Annotated in this window: 20 protein-coding genes; 5 read left to right on the forward strand and 15 right to left on the reverse strand. The window is 69.3% G+C overall.

Features of this window, described 5'->3' with window-relative positions; genetic code table 11:
* Positions 1-123: 123 nt before the first annotated feature.
* A complete protein-coding gene (locus PSEK12I1_RS23430) occupies positions 124-1,488 on the forward strand; it encodes a hemolysin family protein (RefSeq protein WP_051399178.1) in 1,365 nt (454 codons plus the stop codon).
* 12 nt (positions 1,489-1,500) lie between these two features.
* On the opposite strand, the gene PSEK12I1_RS0100845 is transcribed toward PSEK12I1_RS23430, so the two are convergent.
* Together PSEK12I1_RS0100845 and PSEK12I1_RS0100850 are read right to left on the reverse strand one after the other, a co-directional pair.
* A complete protein-coding gene (locus PSEK12I1_RS0100845) occupies positions 1,501-3,402 on the reverse strand; it encodes a diguanylate cyclase (protein WP_027600387.1) in 1,902 nt (633 codons plus the stop codon).
* Positions 3,403-3,589: 187 nt separating this feature from the next.
* Positions 3,590-4,477, reverse strand: a complete 888-nt coding sequence (locus tag PSEK12I1_RS0100850) for a M23 family metallopeptidase (RefSeq protein ID WP_037006555.1) — start codon at positions 4,475-4,477, stop codon at positions 3,590-3,592.
* A gap of 348 nt (positions 4,478-4,825) precedes the next feature.
* On the opposite strand from PSEK12I1_RS0100850, the gene PSEK12I1_RS0100855 reads away from it, so the two are divergent.
* The gene (locus PSEK12I1_RS0100855) at positions 4,826-5,626 is read left to right on the forward strand and encodes an AraC family transcriptional regulator (protein WP_027600389.1); all 801 of its coding nucleotides are present in this window, start codon (positions 4,826-4,828) and stop codon (positions 5,624-5,626) included.
* Positions 5,627-5,636: 10 nt separating this feature from the next.
* Here the strand turns inward: PSEK12I1_RS0100855 and PSEK12I1_RS0100860 are convergent, their stop codons facing one another.
* The 7 genes from PSEK12I1_RS0100860 to PSEK12I1_RS0100890 all read right to left on the reverse strand — a co-directional run bounded on the left by PSEK12I1_RS0100860 (position 5,637) and on the right by PSEK12I1_RS0100890 (position 14,291).
* Complete coding sequence (locus PSEK12I1_RS0100860; protein WP_027598090.1) at positions 5,637-6,536, reverse strand: M23 family metallopeptidase; 900 nt, start codon at positions 6,534-6,536, stop codon at positions 5,637-5,639.
* Positions 6,537-6,613: 77 nt separating this feature from the next.
* The gene (locus PSEK12I1_RS0100865) at positions 6,614-7,534 is read right to left on the reverse strand and encodes a response regulator (RefSeq protein ID WP_007161477.1); all 921 of its coding nucleotides are present in this window, start codon (positions 7,532-7,534) and stop codon (positions 6,614-6,616) included.
* Between the two features lie 72 nt (positions 7,535-7,606).
* Positions 7,607-8,332, reverse strand: a complete 726-nt coding sequence (gene phoU / locus PSEK12I1_RS0100870) for a phosphate signaling complex protein PhoU (RefSeq protein ID WP_007161478.1) — start codon at positions 8,330-8,332, stop codon at positions 7,607-7,609.
* 58 nt (positions 8,333-8,390) lie between these two features.
* Positions 8,391-9,218 (reverse strand): phosphate ABC transporter ATP-binding protein PstB, encoded by an 828-nt coding sequence (pstB, locus tag PSEK12I1_RS0100875; RefSeq protein WP_027598089.1) that lies wholly within the window; start codon positions 9,216-9,218, stop codon positions 8,391-8,393.
* A gap of 22 nt (positions 9,219-9,240) precedes the next feature.
* On the reverse strand, positions 9,241-10,953 hold the full coding sequence (gene pstA, locus PSEK12I1_RS0100880) for a phosphate ABC transporter permease PstA (protein ID WP_037006556.1): 1,713 nt from the start codon (positions 10,951-10,953) through the stop codon (positions 9,241-9,243).
* Complete coding sequence (locus PSEK12I1_RS0100885) at positions 10,940-13,225, reverse strand: ABC transporter permease subunit (protein WP_051399177.1); 2,286 nt, start codon at positions 13,223-13,225, stop codon at positions 10,940-10,942. Before PSEK12I1_RS0100885 ends, pstA begins: the two co-directional genes overlap by 14 nt.
* 94 nt (positions 13,226-13,319) lie before the next feature.
* Positions 13,320-14,291, reverse strand: coding sequence for a PstS family phosphate ABC transporter substrate-binding protein (locus PSEK12I1_RS0100890; protein ID WP_027598086.1), 972 nt, complete (start codon positions 14,289-14,291; stop codon positions 13,320-13,322).
* Positions 14,292-14,716: 425 nt separating this feature from the next.
* Here PSEK12I1_RS0100890 and PSEK12I1_RS0100895 point away from each other — a divergent pair, with 425 nt between their 5' ends.
* The 3 genes from PSEK12I1_RS0100895 (at position 14,717) to PSEK12I1_RS0100905 (ending at position 18,186) form a co-directional block, all read left to right on the forward strand.
* Entirely contained in the window at positions 14,717-16,024 is a 1,308-nt protein-coding gene (locus PSEK12I1_RS0100895; protein ID WP_027600391.1) for an MFS transporter, read from the forward strand.
* Between the two features lie 11 nt (positions 16,025-16,035).
* Positions 16,036-17,217: a M20 aminoacylase family protein gene (locus PSEK12I1_RS0100900; RefSeq protein WP_051399176.1), complete on the forward strand. Its 1,182-nt coding sequence runs from the start codon at positions 16,036-16,038 to the stop codon at positions 17,215-17,217.
* A 102-nt stretch (positions 17,218-17,319) separates the two neighbouring features.
* Positions 17,320-18,186 (forward strand): hypothetical protein, encoded by an 867-nt coding sequence (locus PSEK12I1_RS0100905; RefSeq protein ID WP_051399175.1) that lies wholly within the window; start codon positions 17,320-17,322, stop codon positions 18,184-18,186.
* Positions 18,187-18,207: 21 nt separating this feature from the next.
* Here PSEK12I1_RS0100905 and PSEK12I1_RS0100910 read toward each other — a convergent pair whose 3' ends face one another.
* From PSEK12I1_RS0100910 to arnD, 6 genes are read right to left on the reverse strand one after another with little or no spacing between them, the layout of a single operon-like run.
* Positions 18,208-19,890 carry a glycosyltransferase family 39 protein gene (locus tag PSEK12I1_RS0100910; RefSeq protein WP_037006558.1) on the reverse strand — a complete coding sequence of 561 codons (1,683 nt, stop codon included), beginning with the start codon at positions 19,888-19,890 and terminating at the stop codon, positions 18,208-18,210.
* Positions 19,890-21,287 carry a UDP-glucose/GDP-mannose dehydrogenase family protein gene (locus PSEK12I1_RS0100915; protein ID WP_027598081.1) on the reverse strand — a complete coding sequence of 466 codons (1,398 nt, stop codon included), beginning with the start codon at positions 21,285-21,287 and terminating at the stop codon, positions 19,890-19,892. The genes PSEK12I1_RS0100910 and PSEK12I1_RS0100915 overlap by 1 nt, the downstream gene beginning before the upstream one ends.
* The gene (locus PSEK12I1_RS0100920) at positions 21,284-21,685 is read right to left on the reverse strand and encodes a hypothetical protein (RefSeq protein ID WP_027600395.1); all 402 of its coding nucleotides are present in this window, start codon (positions 21,683-21,685) and stop codon (positions 21,284-21,286) included. Before PSEK12I1_RS0100920 ends, PSEK12I1_RS0100915 begins: the two co-directional genes overlap by 4 nt.
* Complete coding sequence (locus tag PSEK12I1_RS0100925) at positions 21,682-22,023, reverse strand: EamA family transporter (protein WP_027600396.1); 342 nt, start codon at positions 22,021-22,023, stop codon at positions 21,682-21,684. The genes PSEK12I1_RS0100920 and PSEK12I1_RS0100925 overlap by 4 nt, the downstream gene beginning before the upstream one ends.
* Positions 22,020-23,663 carry a lipid IV(A) 4-amino-4-deoxy-L-arabinosyltransferase gene (gene arnT, locus PSEK12I1_RS0100930; protein ID WP_027600397.1) on the reverse strand — a complete coding sequence of 548 codons (1,644 nt, stop codon included), beginning with the start codon at positions 23,661-23,663 and terminating at the stop codon, positions 22,020-22,022. Before arnT ends, PSEK12I1_RS0100925 begins: the two co-directional genes overlap by 4 nt.
* Positions 23,660-24,541: a 4-deoxy-4-formamido-L-arabinose-phosphoundecaprenol deformylase gene (gene arnD / locus PSEK12I1_RS0100935; RefSeq protein ID WP_027600398.1), complete on the reverse strand. Its 882-nt coding sequence runs from the start codon at positions 24,539-24,541 to the stop codon at positions 23,660-23,662. Before arnD ends, arnT begins: the two co-directional genes overlap by 4 nt.
* Between the last annotated feature and the right edge of the window lie 6 nt (positions 24,542-24,547).

The raw sequence follows: 24,547 nt of genomic DNA on the forward strand, positions 1-24,547 counted from the left end.
GGGATGCCAGAGCGGCTGTCCGTCAGCCCGGGGTGCGCCCCGTCCCTCCGGCAGGCGCAACATCTTGCAACTGCCCTGCCCCGCCCCCATGCTTAGCCGACCTTTTTCCAGCTCTCGGCCCTAATGGACCCTTCCACCAGTCTCGCCTCGACGTTGTTCGCCGATCTCGGCCTCGTGTTCTTCGCCTTCTTCCTCGTGCTGCTCAACGGCTTCTTCGTCGCCGCCGAGTTCGCCATGGTCAAGCTGCGCGCCACCCGCGTGGAGGCCATCGCCAAGAAGCACGGCTGGCGCGGGCGCATCCTCAAGAAGGTGCACAACCAGCTCGACGCCTACCTCTCCGCCTGCCAGCTCGGCATCACCCTGGCCTCCCTGGGTCTGGGCTGGGTCGGCGAGCCGGCCTTCGCCGAATTGCTCGAACCCCTGCTCGGCGCCGTCGGCGTCAGCAGCCCCGAGGTGATCCACGGCATCGCCTTCTTCTCGGCCTTCTTCATCATCTCCTACCTGCACATCGTGGTCGGCGAGCTGGCGCCCAAGTCCTGGGCGATCCGCAAGCCCGACCTGCTGTCGCTGTGGACGGCAGTGCCGCTGTACCTCTTCTACTGGCTGATGTACCCGGCCATCTGGCTGCTCAACGCCAGCGCCAACGGCATCCTGCGCATCGCCGGCCAGGGCGAACCTGGCGCGCACCATGAGCACCACTACAGTCGCGACGAACTCAAGCTGATCCTGCACTCCAACCGCGCCACCGACCCGGACAGCCGGGTGCTGGCCTCGGCCGTGGAGCTGGGCGAGCTGGAGGTGGTGGACTGGGCCAATTCCCGCGAAGACCTCATCTACCTGGACAGCAAGGCCAGCCTGGACGAGATCCTCACCCAGATCCGCCGCTCCAAGTACAGCCGCTATCCGGTCTACGACGAAGACAGCCAGACCTTTATCGGGGTCCTGCACATCAAGGACCTGCTGCTGGCCATCGCCGGCCTGGACAGCGAAGCGGCTTCGTTCGACCTCGACGATCTGGTGCATCCGCTGGAGCGGGTGACCAAGCACATGCCGCTGTCCGACCTGCTGGAGCAATTCCGTCGCGGCGGCGCGCACTTCGTGCTGGTGGAGGAAGCCGACCACAAGGTCATCGGCTTCCTGACCATGGAAGACGTGCTCGAGGTGCTGGTGGGCGACATCCAGGACGAACACCGCAAGACCGAGCGCGGCGTGGTCGCCTACCAGCCGGGCAAGCTGCTGGTGCGGGGCGACACCCCGCTGTTCAAGGTCGAGCGACTGCTGGGCATCGATCTGGATCACGTCGAGGCCGAGACCCTGGCCGGCCTGATCTACGACAGCCTGAAGCGCGTCCCCGAAGAGGAGACGGTGCTGGAAGCCGAGGGCCTGCGCATCATCGTCAAGAAGATGAAGGGCCCCAAGATCGTCCTGGCCAAGGTCATCAAGCTGGATCCCAAGGACGTCCGCCGGCGCCAGCCGGAGGAACGCTGAGTCGACGCGGCCTCAGCCGCGTCCGCTGCCCAGTTCCGGCAGGCCATCGCTCAGGCAGACGCGATTGCGCCCGCCGCGCTTGGCCGCATAGAGCGCCCGATCGGCGTCTTCCAGAAGCCCCAGGCCGTGTTCGAGATTGCTCGGCACGGTCACCGCGACCCCGACGCTGATCGACGGCCGCAGGCACCCCTGCTCGGTCTGCAATTCCAGCCCTGCCACCTCCTGGCGGATGCGCTCCGCCAGCGTCCGGGCCGCCTGCTGGTCGCTCCCGGGCAGGGCGATGACGAATTCCTCGCCGCCATAGCGCGCCGCCACCTCCCCCGCCCGCTGGACGTGCCTGCGCAGCACCTCGGCCACGCACCTCAGGCATTCGTCGCCCAGGGTGTGGCCGTGGGTGTCGTTGACCGCCTTGAAATGATCGATGTCCACCAAGAGCACCGCCAGCGGCCGTTCGGCGCGGATGGCGCGGCGGATCTCCTGCTGGAAGACCCGTTCGAAATGCCGGCGATTGCCGAGCCCGGTCAGGGAGTCGGTCTGGCTCTGGTGCAGCAGTTCGCGATTGAGCCGCTCGAGACTGGCCTTGGCCTGCTGCAACTCCACGGTGCGCAGCGCCACCCGCAATTCCAGTTCGACAAAGGAGGCTTCGCGCTCCCGGGCCAGGGCGCTGGAGGCTTCCAGCGCCTGCCGCTGCGCCTCGATCCGCGCCCGGCGCTGCAGACTCAGGCCTTCGGTGAGCCCCAGCGACAGCATCACGAAGCCCAGGGCGAAGCCGGCCATCTGCCCGTGGAAGGCCGGACTGTCGGCGGGCAGCCAGCCGGCGATCGCCAGCAGCTGGATCGAGCTGCCCAGCAGCAGCAGGGCCCAGGCGGCGCTGAACCACAGCGCCATGCGGCTGCCGCGCAGCGCCAGATAGGTGGTGGTGCCCAGCAGCCCCAGGCAACTCAGCGCCATCATGCCGAGCATTTCCTGGAAGCTCAGCAGATGCGGCCAGATCAGCGTGATGACCAGCGCCACGTTCCAGTAGCCGATCAGCAGGCGATTGCCGAAGTCGATCCAGCGGCCGCCGTGATAGAGGCTGAGCAGATAGCGCACGAACAACCCGCCACTCAGAAAGCACAGGGCGGTAAAGACCAGGTGGGCACGCAGGGCGAAGGCCGGACTCTCCGGCCAGAGTTGCCAGGCGCCGTAGCCGGTGGTGACCGCCTGATAGCCGATGACGCTGAGCAGATAGAGGGCGTACCAGCCAAAGCCCGAGCGGCGGCCAAAGCCCCACAGGGTGAGGGTCAGCAAGAGGATGGTGACCAGGCAACCGAAGAAGCCGCCGATCAGCCAGGCATCCTGCTGCGCCTCGCGCAGATAGGCGGCCGGGGTCACCAGCCGCAGCGGCAGGACAAAGGTCTCTCGCGAATCCAGCCGCAGGTAGACCTCCTCCACCGCACCGGCGGTCGGCGCCAGGGCGAACATCAGCTGACGACCGGGCAGTGTCCGTTGCGAGGCCGGCAGGGCCAGGCCGCTCTGCTGCAGCGGACTCCAGTGGCCATCGGCAGCGCGGGTGCGCAGGTCCAGGCGATCCAGCACCGGCCAGCTCGGAATCAGCCACCAGGCCTGGTCGTCGCGGCCCTGGATGGCAAAGCGCAGCCAGAGGCCCTGGCGACCGTCGTGGAGCAGCATTTCCAGTTCATCGGGTGCATGCCAGCCGTCCTCGCCCCCGCGTGGGCGGGCGGCGGCCTCGGCAAAGGTCAGACTGGCTGGCGCCTTGAGGATCTCCAGCGCCGGTCGCGGATCGTAGCTGCGCCCCGGATCATCTAGTCGCAGCACCTGCGCCTGGCCGTCGAGGGCAATCAACAGCAATGCCAGCAGGTACAGAGCATGCTTGCGCCCACCGGCGCACAGGGTGGCCAGGAATCCTTTCATGGAGCGGCATCCATAGCCTGAAGGAAGGGAAGGCCGCGGTGGAACCCGCGCCTTGGAGGAATAGCGTGGTGATAGCATAACGCCACCAACCCGGTTCCTGCCAAGGGATTTCTGCGGGCGGCCGGGCGCCTGGTCGCCTTATGGACCCCGTGGCGTCAGCCTGTCTGGAACGCCCTTGCGCAGGGCCTCAGCGGTCGCCCAGCGCCATGTTGGGCAGGGCTGCCAGCGGCCGCACGAAGCGGAAGGGAATGGAGACCATTTCACCACCTTCGTGGGCCTGGACCACGAAGTGCAGGTGGGGGCCGGTGCTGCGCCCGGTATTGCCCGACTCCGCGAGGGGCGTGCCGACCTCCACCCGCTCGCCAGGTCGCACCTTGACCGACCCGCGGCGCAGGTGCAGATAGGCGCTCTGGCTGCCGTCCTCGTGGGCGATGCGCACGAAGTTGCCGGAGGGATTGGGACCATGGCCGAACTGGCCGTTTTCCACGTCGATCACCGTGCCGGCACGGGCGGCGCTGATCGGGGTGCCCTCGGGCATGGCGATGTCCACCGCATAGCGCCCCTTGGGCGTGTTGTGGCTGAAATCGCCGCCCGCACCCTGGGTCACGTAGTAGACGCCCTGGCGCCAGGGCCAGGCGTAGCCATAGCCGATGCCGCTATCAACCCCGCCCGGCGCACCGGTCGCCAGCGCCGGCAGGGAGCCGACCGGCAGCTGCGGACTGTAGCTGAAGGCCTGGTCGAAGTGCATGGGAAAGCCCTGCTGCCGCTTGCGGATCACCGCCAGCTGCACCGTGGAGCGCGGCTCGATGACCTGGCGGATGGGGCGCTCGGCACCGGCCACGTTGACGGTGCGCTGCAGGCGCAGTTCGACCCGCACGGGCACGTCGAAATCGTTGCGGACCTCGAAGATGCGGCCTTCACTGGCATTGCGCACCTTGAGCTTGACCTGCCCCTTGCGGGCCGGACTCTTGGCGGAGGTCTTGGTGAGGGTCGCCTTTTCGGCGGCCGGCGCGAGGGCGGGCACGGCCAGGGCGAGGCTCAGGCAGGTGATCAGGGCGGTCAGGCGTCGGTCCATGGCATAGGGCCACCATGATGGGCAAGGACAGAACCTAACAAAGCCGTGCAGACTGGGCGATGGCCAAACCACGGCTTTGTGAAGCCGCTGGCAAAGCATCGTCGCGAATAAAAAAGCGTGGCACTCAGATCCCTGTGCCACGCTGCCACCGATCGGACGGTAGTTCAAATACAGGCCTGATGGTTCAGGCAGGTAAGCCAAGCGGCGGGTGTTCTGTGCGACACTCCCGCAAGAGGCAGGTTTTCGGCGTGCAGAGGGATCACCCCGGGCGCGCCCGATGCTCCGGCCATAGTGCTGCAGGTTAGGCCCTGGCACCCGGAGCCGGCCCAACCGAAACGGACAGCTGTTATGCAGGAACAGACAATCGACCCGACGCGGAGCGTGGTGGCGGATGCCCCTGTCCCGCCCGCCGGGCCGCTGGTATCCCAGCTCGGCACCTTCGCCCATGGCCAGGTGTGGCCGCCGCATGTGCACGATCAGGCGCACCTGATGTACACGGTCAACGGCGTGCTGGAGGTCACCACCCACGAAGGGGTCTGGTACGTGCCGCCCAAGCAGGCGATCTGGATCCCGCCGCGCATCGAGCACCAGGCGCGGGCCAATGGCGAGGCCACCCTGCAGGTGGTGATCATCGCCCTGCCGAGCGGCCTGCCCTGCCCCCAGGCGGCCACCCGCATGGTGCTCATCTCGCCGCTGCTGCGCGAATTGCTGCGCTGCCTGAGACGTGGCGGCGCCGCCTATGGTGAAGCCGAGCTGGGCAGTCACGTACGGGCGCTGATGCTGGCGGAACTGGTGTTTCTCGAAGAGACCGCGCTGCACCTGCCGGCGCTGGCCGACCGGCGGCTGCGTGCCATCCAGACCAGCCTGCACGCGGATCCCGCCGACGACACGGCGCTGGCGACCTGGGCGCAGCAGCTGCACCTCTGCTCGCGCAGCCTGGCCCGACTGTTTCTCAAGGAGACCGGCACCAGCTTTTCCACCTGGCGCCAGCACACCCGGCTGATGCTGGCCCTGCCGCGGCTGGCCGCCGGCGAACCGGTGACCCGGGTGGCCCTGGATCTGGGCTACGCCTCGCCGTCGGCCTTTACCCGGATGTTTCGCCGGGTGCTGGGGGTCTCGCCGAGCGAGTACCTCGACGCCCAGGGCTGACGTCAGCCGCTCAGGGCCCGCCGACGGCGAAGTTGGGCAGGCTGTCCACCGCCTGGGCGAAGCGGAAGGGAATGGATTCGACCGCCTCGCCGGTGTTGCGCTGGACCACGAAGTGCAGGTGGGGCCCGGTGCTGCGCCCGGTGTTGCCCGAAGACGCCAGCGGCTGGCCAGGGCGCACCCACTGGCCTTCGGCGACCTTGATCGAACCGCGCTGCAGGTGCAGGTAGACACTCATGGTGCCGTCGTCGTGGAGGATGCGCACGAAGTTGCCGGAGGGGTGGTTGCCGCGCCCGTCCTGGTCGTTCTCCACCTCCACCACCTGGCCGGCGCGCGAGACCACGATGGGCGTGCCCTCGGGCATGGCGATGTCCACCGCATAGCGACTCTTGGGCGTGTTGTGGCTGAAGCCGCCACCGGCGCCCTGGCTGACGTTGAAGGGACCGCCCAGCCAGGGCAGCGGATAGGCGAAACCGGAGGCGAAGACCGGGGTGGCGCTGCCCATCAGGGTGGTGAGCTGCGGGGTATAGCGCTGCGGACGGCCCGGATCGGGCGCGATCAGGGTCGCCAGGCGGGTCAGGCTGCGCGCCGGCAGCACCTTGCGAATGGGCGCCTCGCCCACCCCGCTGACGTTCTGCAGCGCCGAGAGGCGCAGGGTGACGGTCACCGGCAAAAAGCTGTCGTTGCGCACCTCCAGCACCGTGCCGCCGGCATAGTGCCGCGGCTGCAGCTTGACCCGCTGATCGAGCCGCTCGATGGGATCGTCGCTGAAGGTCATCACCTTGGCGCCCTTCTGCGCCTTGTCGGTGTAGGTGACCACGCCGTTGGCATCGACGTACTTGTAGATGGGCGCCGCCAGGGCGGGACCCGAGAGGGCGAGCGACAGCAGCAGCAGGCGACAGGCGAGGGGCATGGGCAGGGCGTCAGAAATCCGCGGTGTCTCAGCGCGAAGCAGTCTCCGTGCCAGGCCCTTCATCGCGCCGCCCCGCCCTAGGCGCCCGGCACGTAGTGCCGCTGGGCGGTGCCCTTGGCGATCAGTCGCGACAGGTAGTCGAGCTTGGCCGGGTCCCGGTCGATGAAGCGGAAGTTGACCTGCACCCACTCGCTGGCCGGCGTCGCTTCCACCGCGCTGAGGGAATGCAGATAGCCATTGAGGCGCGCCACGTCATTGCCGTCTTCGCCCTGCTCCAGGTCGAGCACGGCGGTTTCCAGGATCTGCGGCAGCGGATCGCCACGGCGCACCACCAGCAGGGCTTCCTTGATGCTGATGGCCTTGATCAGACAGGCCATGCTGGCGTTGGGCAGGCGCAGCTGGCCCTGACCGAAGTTGGCGGCGGGCTTGCCACGGGCGGGTGGCGGCGGCGCGCTGCCGGTGAGCAGGGCGGCACTGGAGGCGGCGGCCGGCGCCGCGACCGGTGCGGCGGTGGGCTGGACCACGTCGCTGCGGCCGGCGGTCAGGGCACCGAGGGAATCATTGGCGAAGCCGGTGGCCGGGCGCGGCTGGGCGCCGGCCTGCAACTCGGCGAGCTTGCCGGTGCGTTGCAGGGCCTTCTTGACCTTGGCCGCCAGCTGTTCGTTGGAGAACGGCTTGCCCATGTAGTCGGACACGCCGGCCTGGATGGCCTGGACGACGTTTTCCTTGTCGCCGCGGCTGGTGACCATGATGAAGGGCACGCCCTTGTGGTCCGGCTGGGCGCGAAACCAGCTCAGCAGTTCCAGACCGGTCATGCCGGGCATTTCCCAGTCGCAGAGGATGAGGTCGAAGCGCTGCTTGCCGAGCATCGTCTGGGCGCGGCGACCATCGGCCGCCTCGTCCACCGTCAGCCCGGGAAACAGGTTGCGCAGGCCCTTCTTGATCAGATCGCGAATGAAGGGCGCGTCATCCACCACCAGTACGTTCAACTTGCTCATCGGTCACTCCATGCCAAGTCTTCCAGCATAGCAGGCGGGTTCGGCACGCCACCCGGGGAGTGACCGGGCGGATCATTCGCGCGACCGATTGACCTCTTCGGCCATGCGCTTGAGGCCCATGTGCCGTACGTCGGTACCCTGCACCAGGTAGATCACCAGTTCGGCGATGTTGCGCGCATGGTCGCCGACCCGCTCCAGGGAGCGCAGCACCCAGATGATGCTCAGCACCCGCGAGATGGAGCGCGGGTCTTCCATCATGTAGGTGGCCAGTTCGCGCAGGGCGGACTTGTATTCGCGGTCGATCAGCTTGTCGTACTGGGCCACCGAGAGGGCCAGTTCGGCGTCGAAACGGGCGAAGGCGTCCAGCGCCTGGTGGACCATCTTGCGCACCTGCTCGCCGATGTGGCGGACCTCGACGTAGCCGCGCGGGGCCTCGCCGTCCTCGGTCAGCTCGATGGCGCGACGGGCGATCTTGGAGGCCTCGTCGCCGATGCGCTCCAGGTCGATCACCGACTTGGAGATGCTGATGATCAGGCGCAGGTCGGAGGCCGCGGGCTGACGGCGAGCGAGGATGCGCAGGCATTCCTCGTCGATGCCGCGCTCCATGATGTCGATCTGGTCGTCGATGGTGCGCACCTGGCGCGCCAGCCCGGCATCGGCATCGATCACCGCGCGCACGGCGTCGCTGACCTGCTTTTCCACCAGACCGCCCATGGCCAGTAGGTGGCTGCGGACCTCTTCCAGTTCGACGTTGTATTGCTGGGAGATGTGCTGCGTGTGGCCTTCTTTGTTGATCATGCTGTCAGTCCTGCCTGAGAGGAGCGAGTCGCCGGGTGGGGCACCGGCCTGCCTGGAACTAGCCGTAGCGGCCGGTGATGTAGTCTTCGGTCTGCCGCTTCGCCGGGTTGGTGAAGAGGGTGTCGGTGTCGCCGTGTTCGACCAGCTGGCCCATGTACATGAAGGCGGTGTAGTCGGAGACCCGCGCCGCCTGCTGCATGTTGTGGGTGACGATGACGATGGTGTAGCGCTGTTTCAGTTCGTGGATCAGCTCCTCCACCTTGAGGGTGGAAATGGGGTCCAGCGCCGAACAGGGTTCGTCGAGCAGGAGCACATCGGGCTGCACGGCGATGGTGCGGGCGATCACCAGACGCTGCTGCTGGCCGCCGGAGAGACCCAGGGCCGACTCGTGCAGGCGATCCTTGACCTCGTCCCACAGCGCCGCGCCGTGCAGCGCCCATTCCACCGCCTCGTCGAGCACCCGCTTCTGCTTGATGCCCTGGATGCGCAGGCCGTAGACCACGTTCTCGTAGATGCTCTTGGGAAAGGGATTGGGCTTCTGGAACACCATGCCCACGCGCCGCCGCAACTCGGCGATCTCGGTGCCGCGGGCATAGATGTTCTGGCCGTCGAGTAGGATCTCGCCGTCGATGCGGCAATCTTCCACCAGGTCGTTCATGCGATTGAAGCAGCGCAGCAGGGTGGACTTGCCACAGCCGCTGGGGCCGATGAAGGCAGTGACCCGCTGCCGCGGGATCTCCAGGGCGATGTCGTGCAGGGCCTGCTTCTTGCCGTAGAACAGATTGAGCCGCGGCACCGACAGGGCCACGCCACCTTCGTTCGCCGCAGGCTGGGCGCTGGCCGCGTAGGCGGCGGCGGTTCTGAAGATGGAGGAATCGGAAGGCATGGGGTCTCCTCGGCCGCGGGCGCTAGTCTTCCAGCAGCCGGTACTTTTCGCGCAGCCGGTTGCGCAGGAACACGGCGGACAGGTTCAGCCCGGCGATCACCAGCACCAGCAGCAGCGCGGTGGCATAGACCAGCGGGCGGGCGGCTTCCACGTTGGGGCTCTGGAAGCCGACGTCATAGATGTGGAAGCCCAGGTGCATGATCTTCTGATCCAGGTGCAGATAGGGGTAGTTGCCGTCCAGCGGCAGCGAGGGCGCCAGCTTGACCACCCCCACCAGCATCAGCGGCGCCACCTCGCCGGCGGCGCGGGCCACGGCCAGGATCAGCCCGGTCATCATCGCCGGACTGGCCAGCGGCAGCACCACCTTCCACAGCGTCTCGGCCTGGGTCGCGCCCAGCGCCAGGGAGCCCTCGCGGATGCTGCGGGGAATGCGCGCCAGGCCTTCTTCGGTGGCGACGATCACCACCGGCATGGCGAGGATCGCCAGGGTCAGCGAAGCCCACAGCAGCCCCGGGGTGCCAAAGGTCGGCGTGGGCAGGCTGGCCTGGAAGAACAGCTGATCCAGGGAGCCCCCCAGCACATAGACGAAGAAGCCCAGGCCAAAGACGCCATAGACGATGGCCGGCACCCCGGCGAGGTTATTGACCGCGATGCGGATGGTGCGGGTCAGCGGCCCCTGGCGGGCGTATTCGCGCAGGTAGATGGCGGCGATGACGCCGAAGGGGGTGACGATCACCGCCATCAGCAGGGTCATCATCACGGTGCCGAAGATGGCCGGGAAGACGCCGCCCTCGGTGTTCGCCTCGCGCGGATCGGCGCTGAGGAACTCCCACAGCTTGCTGCCATAGAAGCCGAGCTTGGCGCCCAGGCCCATGGCGTTGGGCTGGTAGGCGCGCACGATGCGCGACAGATTGAGTTCCAGGGTGCGGCCCTCGACGTCGCGCAGCACCACGCTGTCGCGGCGGCGCTCCTGGCGCAGGCTGGCCAGTTGGTCTTCCAGGTCGCCGTAACGGGCTTCGAGCTCGGCGCGGCGGGCGGCGAGATCGGCCTGGGCGGTGGCGTCGAGACGACCGTCCAGTTCCAGACCGCGGCCCTCCAGGCGCAGGCGCTCCAGGGCATGGTTGACGCTGCCGATGTCCTGCTTTTCCAGGCGCTCCAGCTGGTCGCTCAGGTCGCGGGTGCGCAGCAGGCGGCGCTGCAGCTCGGGCACGGCCGCGGCGCCCTTGGCCACCTGGCGTCCCGCTTCGCGCACCTCCAGCGCATAGCCATAGAAGTTGCCCCATTCGCGGCGCTCCAGCACCAGGGCATCGGCCGGGGTCTGGCGATCTTTTAGCCAGTCGCCGACCAGCCAGACGAAGTCGCTGCCATAGAGGTCGCGATTGCCCAGCTTGAAGAGTTCGCGGGTCAGGGTTTCGCCGCTGTCCGCCGGCAGGGTCACTCCGGCGCTGCGCAGCCGCTCGGCCGGTATCGTCTCCTGGTCCACCACCTGGCCGAGCACCAGGCGCGCTTCCAGGCCCGGCGGCGTGTAGCGCGCCTGCACCACCTCGGCCGGCCAGAAGTGCGCCAGGCCGCGCACGGCGAGGATGCCGATCAACCCCAGGGTCATGAGCACGGCGATGGCCACGGCGCCGGCGCTGAGCCAGACCCCGGGCGCGCCGCCGCGCAGCCAGACGCCCAGGGAGCGCCGCGGCCGGGCGCCCTGCCCCGGCGGCGCGCCAGCGCTAGAGGGCCGCATATTTTTTCCTCAGCCGCTGGCGGATCAGTTCGGCCAGGGTGTTCATCAGGAAGGTGAAGCTGAGCAGCACCAGCGCGGCCAGGAACAGCAGGCGGTAATGGGTGCCGCCCACCTCGGATTCGGGCATCTCCACGGCGATGTTGGCCGCCAGGGTGCGCATGCCCTCGAACAGGTTGGCATCCATGATCGGGGTGTTGCCGGTGGCCATGAGCACGATCATGGTCTCGCCGACGGCGCGGCCCAGGCCGATCATCAGCGCCGAGAAGATGCCCGGGCTGGCGGTGAGCAGCACCACCCGCACCAGGGTCTGCCAGGGGGTGGCGCCCAGCGCCAGGGAGCCCAGGGTCAGGCTGCGCGGCACGCTGTAGATGGCGTCTTCGGCGATGGAGAAGATGTTGGGGATGACCGCGAAGCCCATGGCCAGGCCGATGATCAGGGCGTTGCGCTGGTCGTAGGCGATGCCCAGGGTCTGGCTCAGCCAGAGGCGCAGGTCGCCGGCGAACAGCAGCCCCTCCAGCCAGGGACTGAGCCACAGCGCCAGGGCGGTGGTCAGCAGCACCACCGGCAACAGCAGCAGGCTTTCCCAGCCTTCCGGGATGCGCTCGCGCAGCGTCAGCGGCAGGCGCGACCAGCCAAAGCCCGCGGCGAGGATGGCCAGCGGCAGGAGCAGCAGCAGGCTGAACAGCCCCGGCAGGTGATTTTCCACGAAGGGCGCGAGGAACAGCCCGGCGAAGAAGCCGAGGATCACCGTGGGCAGGGCCTCCATCAGCTCGATGACCGGCTTGACCGTGCGCCTCATGCGCGGCGCCATGAAGTAGGCGGTATAGACCGCCGCGGCGATGGCCAGGGGCGCGGCGAACAGCATGGCGTAGAAGGCCGCCTTGAGGGTGCCGAAGGTCAGCGGCGCCAGGCTCAGCTTGGGTTCGAAGTCCGCGGTGGCGGCGCTGGACTGCCAGACCCGCGCCGGCGCCTCGTAATTCTCGTACCAGACCTTGCCCCAGAGCGCCGACCAGGAGACTTCCGGGTGCGGATTGTCCAGGCGGAAGCCGAGCAGCCGGCCGTTTTCCTCCAGCAATAGCTGGTCGGCGCGCGGCGACAGCGCCAGCACCCCGGCGGAGGGGGCGATCCGCTCGCGCAACAGGGTACGCCCGGCGGTGCTGTGGAAGACCCCCAGTTCGCCCGTGGCATCCAGCGCCACGAAGCCCTTGCGGCGCTGCTCCGGCACCAGCTGGACGATGGGCGCGGTGCCCAGCTGGAAGCTGCGGATATGTCTTAGCACCGGCTCGCCGTCCTGGCCGCGGACCATGAACCACTGGCCGATGCCGCCCTTGGCGGTACCCACCAGCAGGGACACGCCGCCCAGCAGCTGGGCGCTGGCGGTGACCTCGTCGTCGGCCGCGTCGAGCAGCTTGTAGTGGCCGTTGAGACTGCCATCGCGGAGATCGAAGACATCCGCCTGGGCGCGGCCGTTGAGGGCATAGAGCCAGTGCCCGCGAGGGTCGAGGTAGAGCGCCTTGGCCGCGGTGTTGAGCGGTCCGAGGGAGAGCGAGGTACGCATGGGAGCGGCCGCGCCACCGGTCACCGGCGCCGCCAGCCCGGTCAGGCGCAGGGCGGTCACGCGGTTGCCCTGGGCACCGGCCAGCACCAGCAGGTCCTCGTCACCGGCGATGGCGACCCGTTCCAGGGCGCTACGGGAGGCGCCCAGGTCCAGTGGCTCGCGCCCGTAGGGAAAGTCCAGTTCCGGGGTGATGACCCGGTTGCCCTGGGGATAGCGCGAGACATAGCGCTTGTGTGCCACCAGCACGCGACCATCGGACAGGCCCAGGGCGATCAGCCCGCGCGGGGCGTCCTGGGCCTGGCTGCTGATGGTGACGCCGGGCGGCAGCGGCAGGCGCTCGCGCATGACCGGCTGGCCGTCGGCCAGGGTGAAGAAAGTGGCCTCGCCAGCCCGGGACAGATGCAGGCCGAGGCGATCCTGCTCGTCGATGCCCAGCAGCAACGGTGCCCCGGCGGCCGCCAGCCAGTCGGGCTGGGGCAGCGGCTGGGCCTCGAGGCTGGCGCCGCGCAGCAGCGGCAGCACCACATAGGCCAGATAGAAGAAGATCAGGGTGATGGTGGCCAGCACGGCCAGGCCACCGGCCAGTACCGCACCCCGTATCAGGCGATCCTGCAGGGCCCGCCAGCGCCGCCGCCGGCGCAGTGCAGGCGTGTTGAAGTCCAGCCGAGCGGGGCCGCGAGGATCGGGCGGGGACGGGGGTACCGGGGATATCATGGCGCAGAGCCTAATCACGTCGTGTGACAGAAAGGTTACAGCGAATGGACGGCCAGAGGCGCTACGCCCGGGACGGGCGCAGAGCGCCAGGCGCTCAGTAGCCCAGGGTCTTCAGGGCCTGCTGCACCACCGCCGCAGGCAGGGGAATGTAGCCGTCCTTGACCACGGCTTCCTGGCCGCTGCGCGAGAGGATCAGGCGCAGGAATTCCCCCTCCAGGGGGTTGAGCGGACGATTGGGCGCCTTGTTCACATAGACGTAGAGATAGCGCGCCAGGGGATAGCGCCCGGACAGGGTGTTCGCCTGGTTGTCCTCGACGAAATCGGTGGTGCCCTGGCGTGCCAGCGCCAGGGTGTGGACGCTGGCGGTCTGGTAGCCGATGCCCGAGTAGCCGATGCCCCCCAGGGACTGACTGATGGCCTGGACCACCGAGGCCGAGCCCGGCTGTTCGTTGACGTTGGCGCGGAAGTCGCCGCGGCACAGCGCCGCTTCCTTGAAGTAGCCGTAGGTGCCCGACACCGAATTGCGGCCGAATCTCTGGATCGGCCGCCTGGCCCAGTCGCCGGTCAGGCCCAGGTCGCCCCAGGTCTTGAGTTCGTGCGGACCGCCACAGAGCCGGGTGCTGGAAAAGATCGCATCGACCTGCTCCAGGGTCAGCTGGCGCAGCGGATTGTCCTTGTTGACGAAGATCGCCAGGGCATCGATGGCCACCGGCACCGCGGTGGGCGGGTAGCCGAAGCGCTGCTCGAAGGCCTGCAGCTCGGCGTCCTTCATCTTGCGACTCATGGGGCCGATGCCGGCGGTGCCTTCGGTGAGCGCCGGCGGCGCCGTGGACGAGCCGGCCGCCTGGATCTGGATATTGAGGTTGGGATACTCGCGCTTGTAGCTCTCGGCCCAGAGGGTCATCAGGTTGGCCAGGGTGTCGGAGCCCACGCTCGACAGATTGCCGGAGATCCCGCTCACCTTCTGGTAGGCAGGGATGGCCGGGTCGACGCCCTCGGCTCGAGCGGTCGTGCCACCGAGCGCCAGGGCGAGCGCCACAGCGGTCAGCGGACCTTTGATGTCCATGCCGGATTCCTCGCGGGGATGGGAGACGGGCCTGGGCCGGCGACGCTCAGGCGCAAGCCGGCACTCGAGGCTCTGTACGAAAGATCGCCGAGCGAAGGTCAGGCAAGGCGAAAATCAGTGAGGAAGCGGACCGGGCTCGCGAACGAGTTTACGAGGGGTAAATGAGCATTCCGAGCTGATTTTCAACGCAGCATCACCGAGCGCAGGCATTTTTCGTACAGAGCCTAGGCGCGCATTGTGACGGATTTATGAGCGAGCGCCAGCCGAGGCGGCAGGTTCGACTAGGCTGCAAGAGGGCCTGCGCTGCACCACCCTGGCGCACGCCCGGTCTCCCACCCCGCCACGACCGCCCAGGCACGCGGCCCGCGCGGACCGGACCGTCATTTGCATAGCTAAGCATTCATCTCAGTGCAGAGGAACGCACCATGGCCCAGGCTCTTCCGACGTCCTCCTCCCGCGCCGACGCGGCCCCCGCCAGCACGGTCGCCACGCCCTCGCGGGCCAAGCTGATCGCCGCGGCCAGTCTCGGCAACGGCCTGGAGATGTTCGACTTCACCGTCTTCAGCTTTTTCGCCGCCATCATCGGCCAGCTGTATTTCCCTTCGGATACGCCCTACGGCTCCCTGCTGATGGCGGTTGGCGTCTTTGGCGTCGGCTTCGTCATGCGCCCCCTGGGCAGCATGGTGCTGGGTGCCTATGCCGACCGCCACGGGCGCAAGCAGGCCATGCTGCTGACCATTTCGCTGATGGGCCTGGGCAGCGCCCTGATCGCCTTCACCCCGACCCACGCCCAGATCGGCATCGCCGCGCCGCTGATCCTGCTGCTGGGGCGCCTGCTGCAGGGCTTTTCCGCTGGCGGCGAGATCGGCGCCGCCACCACCCTGCTGCTGGAATCGGCCAGCCCCGGCCGGCGCGGCTTCCATGTCAGCTGGCAGGTGATCAGCCAGGGCGGCAGCGCCCTGCTCGGCGCCGGTCTGGGCGCCCTGCTCACCCGCAGCCTGTCCGAGGCCGAGCTGCATGCCTGGGGCTGGCGCATCCCCTTCCTGGTCGGCTTGCTCATCATCCCGGTCGGCCTCTATATCCGCCGCCAGGTGGACGAGACCTGGAGCGGCGCCGGCTCGGTCGAGGGCGGCCCGGTGCGCGCCTTTCTGCGCGAGCATCCGCGGCGCTTCGGCCTGGGCCTGCTGATCGTGATGTCGGCGACCCTGCTGACCTACCTGATGCAGTTCTACATGCCCACCTACATGACCCGCATCGTCGGCCTGCCGGCCACCAGCGCCTACCTGGCCGGGGTGGCCTCCAGCGCCGTGCAGATGGCCGCCGCCCTGGCCGCCGGGCTGCTGCTGGATCGCTTCGGTCGCTACAAGCCGGTGGCCCTGGTCAGCCTGGCGGTGGCCCTGCTGGGCATCTACCCGGCCTTCGTCTGGCTGAACGACCCCACCACCCAGGGCCTGGCCTTTGCCGCCCGCTTCGTGGTGATCACCGCCATGAGCGTCAACATGACCGCCGGACTGCTGCTGATCCTCGCCGGCCTGCCGCGGCCGGTGCGCGCCACCGGCCTCGCCATGACCTACGCCCTGGCGGTGACCCTGTTCGGCGGCACCGCCCAGTTCATCGCCACCTGGCTGATCGGCGCCACCGGCAGCCCGCTCGCCCCGGCCTGGTACCTGATCGGCATGCTGCTGATAGGATGGCTGGCACTGCTGAGCTATCCCGAACGCCACCTGGATTGAGAGAGATCGCCATGAGCCTTGCCACCGCTGCGGATCAAGACGCCACCGCCCGTCATATCGCCGGCTACCTGCCGGACATGGTCGCCCTGCGCCGCGACATCCACCGCCATCCCGAACTGGGTTACCAGGAACAGCGCACCAGCGACCTGGTGGCCGCCGCCCTCGCCGGCTGGGGCTACGAGGTCCATCGCGGCCTGGGCGGCACCGGGGTGGTCGGCACCCTGCGCGCCGGCAGCGGCAGCAAGGTGCTGGGCATCCGCGCCGACATGGACGCCCTGCCGATCCTGGAGAGCACCGGCCTCGACTACGCCAGCCAGCACCCGGGACGCATGCACGCCTGCGGTCACGACGGCCACACCACCACCCTGCTCACCGCCGCCCGCTGCCTGGCCGAGACCCGCGCCTTCGACGGCACCCTGCACCTGATCTTCCAGCCGGCCGAGGAAGGCCTGGGCGGCGCCCTGAAGATGATGCAGGACGGCCTCTTCGAGCTGTTTCCCTGCGACCAGGTGTTCGGCCTGCACAACATGCCCGGCGTGCCCACCGGCAAGTTCTGCTTCGTCGACGGCGCCGCCATGGCCTCGTCCGACACCGCCCTCCTGCGCATCCGCGGCCAGGGCGGCCACGGCGCGGTACCGGACAAGGCGGTCGATCCCATCGTCGCCAGCGCGGCCACGGTGATGGCGCTGCAGACCGTGGTCTCGCGCAACGTGGCGCCGCTGGACACCGCGGTGATCACCGTGGGCAGCATCCACGGCGGCGAGGCCTCCAACGTCATTCCCGATGCGGTGGAGATGAAGCTCACCATCCGCGCCTTCCAGGACAGCACCCGCGACCTGCTGGAGCAGCGCATCGGCGCCCTGGTGCGCGCCCAGGCGGAAAGCTTCGGCGCCACCGCCGAGCTGGACTATCAGCGGGGTTATCCGGTGCTGGTCAACCACGACGGCCCTACCGCCTTCGCCCGCCAGGTGGCGATCGAGCACTTTGGCGCCGAGGCCCTGCACCCCTTCGCGCCCATCCCGGCCAGCGAGGACTTCGCCTACATGCTGCAGCAGGTGCCCGGTTGCTACCTGTTCGTCGGCAACGGGCCCAGCGCCAACCTGCACAACCCGGCCTACGACTTCAACGACGCCCTGCTGCCGGTGGGCGCGCGCTACTGGGTCAAGCTGACCGAGGCCTTCCTCACCGCCTGAGGCCCCGCCCCGCCGGCCCCCTCACCTGGGGTGCCGGCGACGGATTCTTCACGCGCGGGCCGCTAGACTGCCCGGTCATCGTTCTGCCACAGAGAGATCGCCATGCGTCGTGTTCCGCGCCTGGGCTGGCGCCAGGGTCTGGCGCTGGGCGTCGCCGTGCTGGCCGCCGGCTTCGCCTATCCGGCCTGGCGGCATTTCCATCCGGTCAGTGCGGCCGAGGGCTGGCGCTACCGGGAAGTCGCCGCCGACATCCCCATGGTCAGCGCCCTGGCCCTGGACGCCGATGGCAGCCTGTTCGTGACCCAGGAATTTTCCAGTCGCCGCGGCAGCCTGCTGCGGCTGCTGCCCGATGGCGAGCGCCAGCCGGTATTGGGCGAGCTGTCCAAGCCGGATGGCCTGGTGATGTTCCAGGGCGGCCTGGTGGTCAGCCAGGAAGGCGGACCGCTGCCGGTGTTTCTCCTGCGCGACGGCCAGCGCCAGGCCCTGTTCGACGGCAACGACGTCGAGGGCGTCGCCACCGATGGCCAGACCCTCTATGCCATCGAGGACCTGCCGCGCGGTCGCCTGCTCAGCTACGACCCGCTGCAGCGTCGCCTGGCGGTGCTGCGCGACGGCCTGGAAGAAGGCGAAGGGGTGGCCCGCTGCCCGGATGGCCGGCTGTTCTATACCGAAAAGGCCAAGGGCTGGGTCAAGCAGTGGCAGCCGGGAGGGACCGATACCCTGGTCGCCGCGGGTCTCGACGCGCCGGGCTTCGTGCAGTGTTCGGCCGACGGTCTGTGGATCACCGAAGACGCCACCCACGGCGCCCGGGTGCTGCTGGTGCAGCCCGATGGCCGTCTGGTCACGGTGCTCTCGCACCTGCGCTCGGCGCAGACCCTGATCCCGCGCGGCGACGGTCATTACCTGGTCGCCGAGCAGGGGCGCAACCGCATCCTGGAATTCTCGCGAGACGCCGGAGCCGCTCGCTAGGGCGAGCGGCTCCGGGAGACTTCAGGGCAGGCGATACACCAGGCAGGGATTGCCGTTGAGGCGGCGTCCCAGCACCGGGGTGAGGTCGGCCAGCGGGGTGCCCGCCAGCAATTCGCGGTCGTCGCGGGCGAGGATGATCCAGGCGCCGGACGGCAGGTGCGCCAGGTCCGCGACCTGCGGCCGGGCGATGAAGATCGGCTGTTCGTCGTGGTCCAGGTTCATCATGTAGCGGATCGCCCAGCTGTCCTGGCCGAGGCCGAAGAACACCAGGGGACCCGGCTGCTGCTGGCGCAGACCTTCCACCTGCTGGACGAAGCCGCGGGTGTCGTACTGCAGGTCCTGGGCCGGCTCCACCACCGTGACCAGCATCAGCCACTGGGCGGCCAGCGCCAGGGCGCTCAGCGTCAGCAGGCGGCGACTGCCGTCCAGCCGGCGCCAGCTGACCAGGGCGGCGATCTGCAGCAGGACGAAGGCCGGCACCAGCAGCGCCAGGGAGACATCCGGCCAGTAGCCGTGGCGCTGCCAGAGGTGACGACAGACCAGCATGGCCACCAGCGCCAGCCCGGGCAGCGCCAGCACCAGCGCGGTGTAGACCGGCGCGATGCGGCGGAACCAGCCCTCGGCGCGCAGGAGGCCATGGGCGGCGATGGCGGCCAGGAAGGGCACCATGGGCACCACATAGTAGGCGCGCTTGAAGTGCGGGATGGACAACCCGACCAGGATCAGCAGACCGCTGCCGGCGAGGCCCAGCAGCAGCCGGCGCTGGGCGGTGTGCGGCCAGGCCAGCAGGCGGCGGCGCTCGGCCACCAGCACCAGCAGCGCCAGCGGCAGCACCGGCAGATAGCGATAGAGCCCCAGCTGCAGATAGAACCAGAACGGCTTGCCGCTCTCGTCCAGCCGGCCGGTGACCTGCATGTGCCAGACCTCGGCGGCGAAATCCGCCCCACCCTCGTGGTGGGCGAGCTGGATCAGCGTCCACCAGCCGAGGGCGAGCAGCGCCAGACCGGCCAGACCGTAGCCGAACAGCCGTTGCAGGGCGAGGGTGCGCCGGGCCGGTTCGCCCCAGGCCACCACCAGCCAGTAGAGGCAGACCACGCCGCAGGGCTCGATGAGGCCCAGCGGACCACGGATAGCGAAGCCCAGGGCGAACAGCGGCAGCACCAGCAGGCGGCGCAGCGGGCGACCGTCACGGTCGGCGCTGTAGAGCAGGTAGAAGCAGAGCAGCACCACCAGGGCGACCAGCTGATCCAGGCAGACCGCGCGGGCCTTTTCCAGCCACTGCGGGGTCAGGGCCACCAGCAGCACCGTGAGCAGCGCCCAGGCGCGGCGGGTATCGGCCAGCAGGCGATAGGTCAGCGCCAGCACCGCGGCCGAGGCCAGGGCGGTGGGCAGCACGTTGGCCAGGTGATTGGGCGCGCCGATCACCCGCGCGGCCAGCCAGCTCAGCCAGGTGGCGGTGCCGGGATAGTCCGGATAGGGCTGGCCGTAGGTGGTGGCGAAAAAGGACGGGCCATGGCGAAACATCTCGCCGAGAAAGACCGCCCAGCGACCGTCGAAGCCCTGGGGCGCCTGGTTCCAGATGCCGAGGGTGAACATCAGGGTGGCGATTACCCCGAGCAGCAGGCTTTCGCGGCGCAGGCGACTGGCCGCCGGCAGCGCGGCCAGGGGCGCGCTGCGTGGGGTCAGGGGCATGGGCGAGACCATCAGGCGGCGTCCACACGGCGGGTGACCTGGGGACCGCCCAGGGCGGCGCCACGGCCGATGGCGAAGTACTCGATACCGCGACGCTCCATGCGCTCGGGATCGAACAGGTTGCGCCCGTCGAAGATCAGCGGCTGATTGAGCTGGCGGGCGATCAGATCGAAGTCCGGCGCCTTGAACTGCTGCCACTCGGTGCAGATGACCAGGGCATCGGCGCCGGCCAGGGCGGCCTCGGGGGTGCCCATCAGCGCCAGACGCTCGTCGTGGCCATAGAGGCGCTGGGCCTCGGCCATGGCCACCGGGTCGAAGGCGCGCACCTTGGCGCCGGCCGCCCAGAGGGCTTCCATCAGCACTCGGCTGGGCGCATCGCGCATGTCGTCGGTGTTGGGTTTGAAGGCCAGTCCCCAGAGGGCGAAGGTACGGCCGCGCAGGTCACCGTCGAAGTAGGTGTTGATGCGCTCGAACAGCTTGGTCTTCTGGCGCACGTTGATGGCTTCCACGGCGCGCAGCAGGTCCAGCTCCACGGCGTTTTCCTCGCCGGTGCGGATCAGCGCCTGCAGGTCCTTGGGGAAGCAGGAGCCGCCGTAGCCGCAGCCCGGGTAGATGAAGTGGTGACCGATGCGTGGATCGGCGCCGATGGCCTGGCGCACCGCCTCGATGTCGGCGCCGACGTGCTCGGCCAGTTCGGCGATCTGGTTGATGAAGCTGATCTTGACCGCCAGCAGGCTGTTGGCGGCGTACTTGGCCAGCTCGGCGCTGCGCAGGTCCATGCACTGGATGCGGTCATGGTTGCGGTTGAAGGGTGCATAGAGTTCGCGCATCACGTCGCGGGCCACCGGCGAGTCGGTGCCCACCACGATGCGATCGGGCTTCTTGCAGTCGGCGATGGCGGCGCCTTCCTTGAGGAATTCCGGGTTGGAGACCACCTCCACGTGCAGGGTGCGGCCCTCTTCGGCGAGCACCTCGTGGATCAGCGCGCGGACGCGGTCGCCGGTGCCCACCGGCACGGTGGACTTGTTCACCACCAGCAGCGGATCGCGGGAGACCGGCTGGCCGATCAGCGGCTCGCGGCGCAGGCGGGCGATGGTCTCGGCCACGGCGAAGACGGCGGACAGATCGGCCGAGCCATCGGCGGCCGGCGGGGTGCCGACGGCGATGAACTGCACGGCGCCATGGGCCACGGCTTCGGCGGCCTCATGGGTGAACACCAGGCGGCCGGCGGCCAGGTTGCTGCGCACCAGCTCTTCCAGACCCGGTTCATAGAGGGTCACCTCGCCGCGCTTGAGCTTGTCGATCTTGGCGCGGTCGATGTCCATGCACACCACCTGGTGGCCGACTTCCGCCAGCACGGCGGCCTGCACCAGACCCACGTAGCCGATGCCGAAAACGCTGATGTTCATAGGGTATTCCTCAGGGTGGGAGCGGCGCTGGCGCGGGGCCCGCCGACGAGGGCGACGCCGGCCACGACCAGCGCGACGCCCAGGGTTTTCCAGGGGGTGAAGGATTCGGCGGCGCCTGGCAGCCAGGCCGCGCCGAGGTGGACGAAGACGTAGGTGAGGCCGAGCGCCGCATAGGCGCGACCCAGCGGCAGGCACGCCAGGGCGGCCAGCCAGGCCAGCAGCGACAGGCCGTAGCAGAGGATGCCCAGGGCCAGCAGCAGCCCGGCCGCACTCAGCAGCGACTCGGGCGCGCCGACCCAGCTGGCCATGGCCGGCAGCCGCACCAGGGCCGCGCGCAGGGCGAGTTGCGCCAGGGTGGTGAGCAGGATGCTCACGCCGAGGGGCAACAGGCCGTTCATAGCTGGCCACCCAGCAATGCGGCGCCGGCGACGATGCACAGGCAGCCACACCAGGCGCGGGCGTCCACCACCTCGCCGAACACCAGGCGCGCCAGCAGGGTCACCGCCAGGGTGTTGAGCGACAGCAGGGGATAGGCGACGCCCACCGGCACCCGCTGCAGCACCGCGCACCAGACCAGCAGGGCCAGGCCCAGGCAGACCAGGGCGCCCCACAGCCAGGGCGACCGCAGGCGTGCGGCCAGGGCATTACCGGCGGCTACCGCGCGCTTCTGGCCCAGTTGGCCGGCGCTGGTGAGGCCGATCACCACGGCGATCAACAGGCCGTCTACGGTGGTCATGGCGTCGGCCTCGGATAGACCAGCAGCACCAGGCGCTCGCTGGCGATGCTCTCGCCGGGCTCGGGCAGGCTGTCGAGCAGCTGGCGATCACTGGGGCCGCCGACCCGCAGGAGGATGGCCACCGGGCCCTGGTCGCGATGGGCGGCGAGCCAGGCGGCCAGGTCGCGCTCTTCGATCAGCCGGCCGCTGGCCGGCTCACGGGCGAAGCCGTACTTGAGTTCGCCCGGACCGCCCACCAGCACCACGTCATCGCGGTGGGTGGCCCAGGCCAGGCTGGCGGCCACGCCGAGGTCGTTGCTGACCAGCAGGCCGGCATTCTTGAAGTGGCCGAGCTGGGCCTGGATGAAGGTGCTCGGCAGCTTGTTGTCGACCAGGCCGTTGGGCAGGGCGATGGACAGCAGCGGCAGCAGCACCCAGAGCGCCAGGGCCGGCGCCAGCAGGGTGCGCCGCGGCCAGACCAGCGCGGCCAGGCCGGCCAGCAGCAGCGCCAGGGGCGCCAGCAGGGCCAGGGCGCGGGTCAGGCCTTCGCCGCTTTCATAGAGGCGACCGCCATAGATCAGCAGGGCGGCAAGGCCGGCCAGGCCCAGCAGCAGATTGCACAGGCCGTTCAGCCGCAGGGCACCGGTGGCGCCGCGCCGGCCCGCCTCCTGCAGGGTGCGCGCCAGCAGCGGCACCAGGGCGGCCAGGGTCGGCAGCAGGTAGGTCGGCAGCTTGCCGCGGCTGAGGCTGAAGAACAGCAGCTGGCCGACCACGGCGATGCCGAGGAAGGCGGTGCCGCGGTGACGCCGGTCCTGCCAGAGCTGGCCCAGGGTACGCGGCAGGAGGCCGGCCCAGGGCAGGATGGCCAGCAGCAGCACCGGGCCATAGAACCAGAACGGCCGCTCGTGCTGGGCATCCTGGCCGGCGAAACGCTGGATGTGCTCGTGCCAGAAGAAGAAATTCCAGAAGTCCGCATCGCGCCGGGCCACCAGCAGCGCCCAGGGGGCCACCACCAGGATCGCCACCAGCACCGCCAGGGGACCGCGGCAGAGCAACTCGCCCAGCCGCCGCTGCAGGAGGAAGAAGGGCACGGCCACCAGCACCGGCAGCACCAGGGCGAGAAAGCCCTTGGTCAGCAGGCCGCAGCCACAGGCCAGCCCCAGCAGCGCCCATTGCACCAGGGCCGCGCCGCGGGTCTCGGCGGCCTGGGCCTGCCAGAGGGCGAGCAGCGCCAGGGCCATCCAGAAGGCGAACTGGGCGTCGAGGGTCACGTAGGTGGCCAGCCCCGCCACGGCCACGCAGGAGAGATAGACCACCCCGGCGAGCAGCGCCAGCGGGCGGTCCTGCCAGATCAGCCGGGTCAGGCGCGCCACCAGGGCGGCGGTGGCCAGGCTGGCCAGCAGTGGCACCAGGCGTACGCTGAACAGCGAGTCACCGAGCCAGGCCTGGGCGATGGCCTGGGTCCAGTAGCCGCCGATGGGTTTCTCGAAATAGGGCAAGCCGAGGAAGTGCGGCACCACCCAGTCGCCACGCCGCCAGAGTTCCTGGGCGATCTGCGCATAGCGCGACTCGTCCGGAATCCACAGGCCGCGCCAGGCCAGCGGCAGGGCATAGGCCAGCAGCGCCAGCGGCAGCAGCATCCACAGGCGACGCCGACTCATGCCTGCACGCCCAGCCAGCCCTGGCGGCCAGCCAGGCTGCCACGCACCAGATTGCCCGCGGGCAACTGGCGCGGATCGGCCGGCAGGCGATCGCCCAGGGTCAGGAACAGGATGCCCTGCTCCCGCGCGGCCTTGAGCAGGGCGCGGAAGTCGTCGGCGAAGGCGATGCCTTCCACCTCGGCGTGCAGGGTGTAGACGTTGAGCGCCCCCGGACGGAAGCGCTTGAGCAGATAGCTGTTCCAGTCACCGGCGGCCAGCTCCGGGCCGACCACCTCGTCGAAGGTCGGCATGTCCACCGGCACCTGGGGGGTGCCGTGGCTGCCGTTGCCCAGCCGCGGGCGAAACAGCGCACTGCCGCGGCAATCGCTGTTGTAGCGGAGGCCGAAGGCCTCCTTGGCCAGCACCACGCGCGGATCGGCGCGCCAGCCGGCGGCGGCGGAGCAGTCGACCCTGGCGCCGAGGATGTCTTCCAGGGCCTGCAGGCCACGGCCGAATTCCTGACCTAGACGCTCCAGGCTCCAGCTGCCGGTATGGGCCTGCCAGGCGTGGTGATCCCAGGCGTGCAAGCCGACCTCGTGGCCGCGGGCGCGGGTCTCGCGCATCAGGTGACCGAGGTCGCGACCGATGGGCCGACCCGGCCAGGCGGTGCCGGCCAGGAGGATGTCCCAGCCATAGAGGCTGGCGGCCTTGGACCTCAGCATCTTCCACAGGAAGGTGGGCTTCACCAGGCGCCAGAGGTGGCGCCCCATGTTGTCCGGCCCGACGCTGAAGAAGAAGGTGGCCTTGACCCCGGCCTCGTCCAGCAGGTCGAGCAGCCGCGGTACCCCTTCGCGGGTGCCGCGATAGGTGTCCACGTCGATGCGCAGGCTGGCCGGGATCAGGGT

Origin of the sequence: Pseudomonas sp. MOIL14HWK12:I1 (genome assembly GCF_000510705.1) — a bacterium.
In the GTDB taxonomy this organism is placed as follows: Bacteria; Pseudomonadota; Gammaproteobacteria; order Pseudomonadales; family Pseudomonadaceae; genus Chryseomonas; species Chryseomonas oryzihabitans.

Coding starts and splice junctions, on each gene's coding strand:
- PSEK12I1_RS23430 (WP_051399178.1), top strand. CDS start 124: ATGGACCCTTCCACCAGTCTCGCCTCGACGTTGTTCGCCGATCTCGGC.
- pstB (WP_027598089.1), bottom strand. CDS start 9,218: ATGCCTTCCGATTCCTCCATCTTCAGAACCGCCGCCGCCTACGCGGCC.
- PSEK12I1_RS0100845 (WP_027600387.1), bottom strand. CDS start 3,402: ATGAAAGGATTCCTGGCCACCCTGTGCGCCGGTGGGCGCAAGCATGCT.
- phoU (WP_007161478.1), bottom strand. CDS start 8,332: ATGATCAACAAAGAAGGCCACACGCAGCACATCTCCCAGCAATACAAC.
- PSEK12I1_RS0100890 (WP_027598086.1), bottom strand. CDS start 14,291: ATGGACATCAAAGGTCCGCTGACCGCTGTGGCGCTCGCCCTGGCGCTC.
- PSEK12I1_RS0100910 (WP_037006558.1), bottom strand. CDS start 19,890: ATGGTCTCGCCCATGCCCCTGACCCCACGCAGCGCGCCCCTGGCCGCG.
- PSEK12I1_RS0100895 (WP_027600391.1), top strand. CDS start 14,717: ATGGCCCAGGCTCTTCCGACGTCCTCCTCCCGCGCCGACGCGGCCCCC.
- arnT (WP_027600397.1), bottom strand. CDS start 23,663: ATGAGTCGGCGTCGCCTGTGGATGCTGCTGCCGCTGGCGCTGCTGGCC.
- PSEK12I1_RS0100905 (WP_051399175.1), top strand. CDS start 17,320: ATGCGTCGTGTTCCGCGCCTGGGCTGGCGCCAGGGTCTGGCGCTGGGC.
- PSEK12I1_RS0100915 (WP_027598081.1), bottom strand. CDS start 21,287: ATGAACATCAGCGTTTTCGGCATCGGCTACGTGGGTCTGGTGCAGGCC.
- pstA (WP_037006556.1), bottom strand. CDS start 10,953: ATGCGGCCCTCTAGCGCTGGCGCGCCGCCGGGGCAGGGCGCCCGGCCG.
- PSEK12I1_RS0100855 (WP_027600389.1), top strand. CDS start 4,826: ATGCAGGAACAGACAATCGACCCGACGCGGAGCGTGGTGGCGGATGCC.
- PSEK12I1_RS0100850 (WP_037006555.1), bottom strand. CDS start 4,477: ATGGACCGACGCCTGACCGCCCTGATCACCTGCCTGAGCCTCGCCCTG.
- PSEK12I1_RS0100860 (WP_027598090.1), bottom strand. CDS start 6,536: ATGCCCCTCGCCTGTCGCCTGCTGCTGCTGTCGCTCGCCCTCTCGGGT.
- PSEK12I1_RS0100925 (WP_027600396.1), bottom strand. CDS start 22,023: ATGACCACCGTAGACGGCCTGTTGATCGCCGTGGTGATCGGCCTCACC.
- PSEK12I1_RS0100900 (WP_051399176.1), top strand. CDS start 16,036: ATGAGCCTTGCCACCGCTGCGGATCAAGACGCCACCGCCCGTCATATC.
- PSEK12I1_RS0100865 (WP_007161477.1), bottom strand. CDS start 7,534: ATGAGCAAGTTGAACGTACTGGTGGTGGATGACGCGCCCTTCATTCGC.
- PSEK12I1_RS0100885 (WP_051399177.1), bottom strand. CDS start 13,225: ATGATATCCCCGGTACCCCCGTCCCCGCCCGATCCTCGCGGCCCCGCT.
- PSEK12I1_RS0100920 (WP_027600395.1), bottom strand. CDS start 21,685: ATGAACGGCCTGTTGCCCCTCGGCGTGAGCATCCTGCTCACCACCCTG.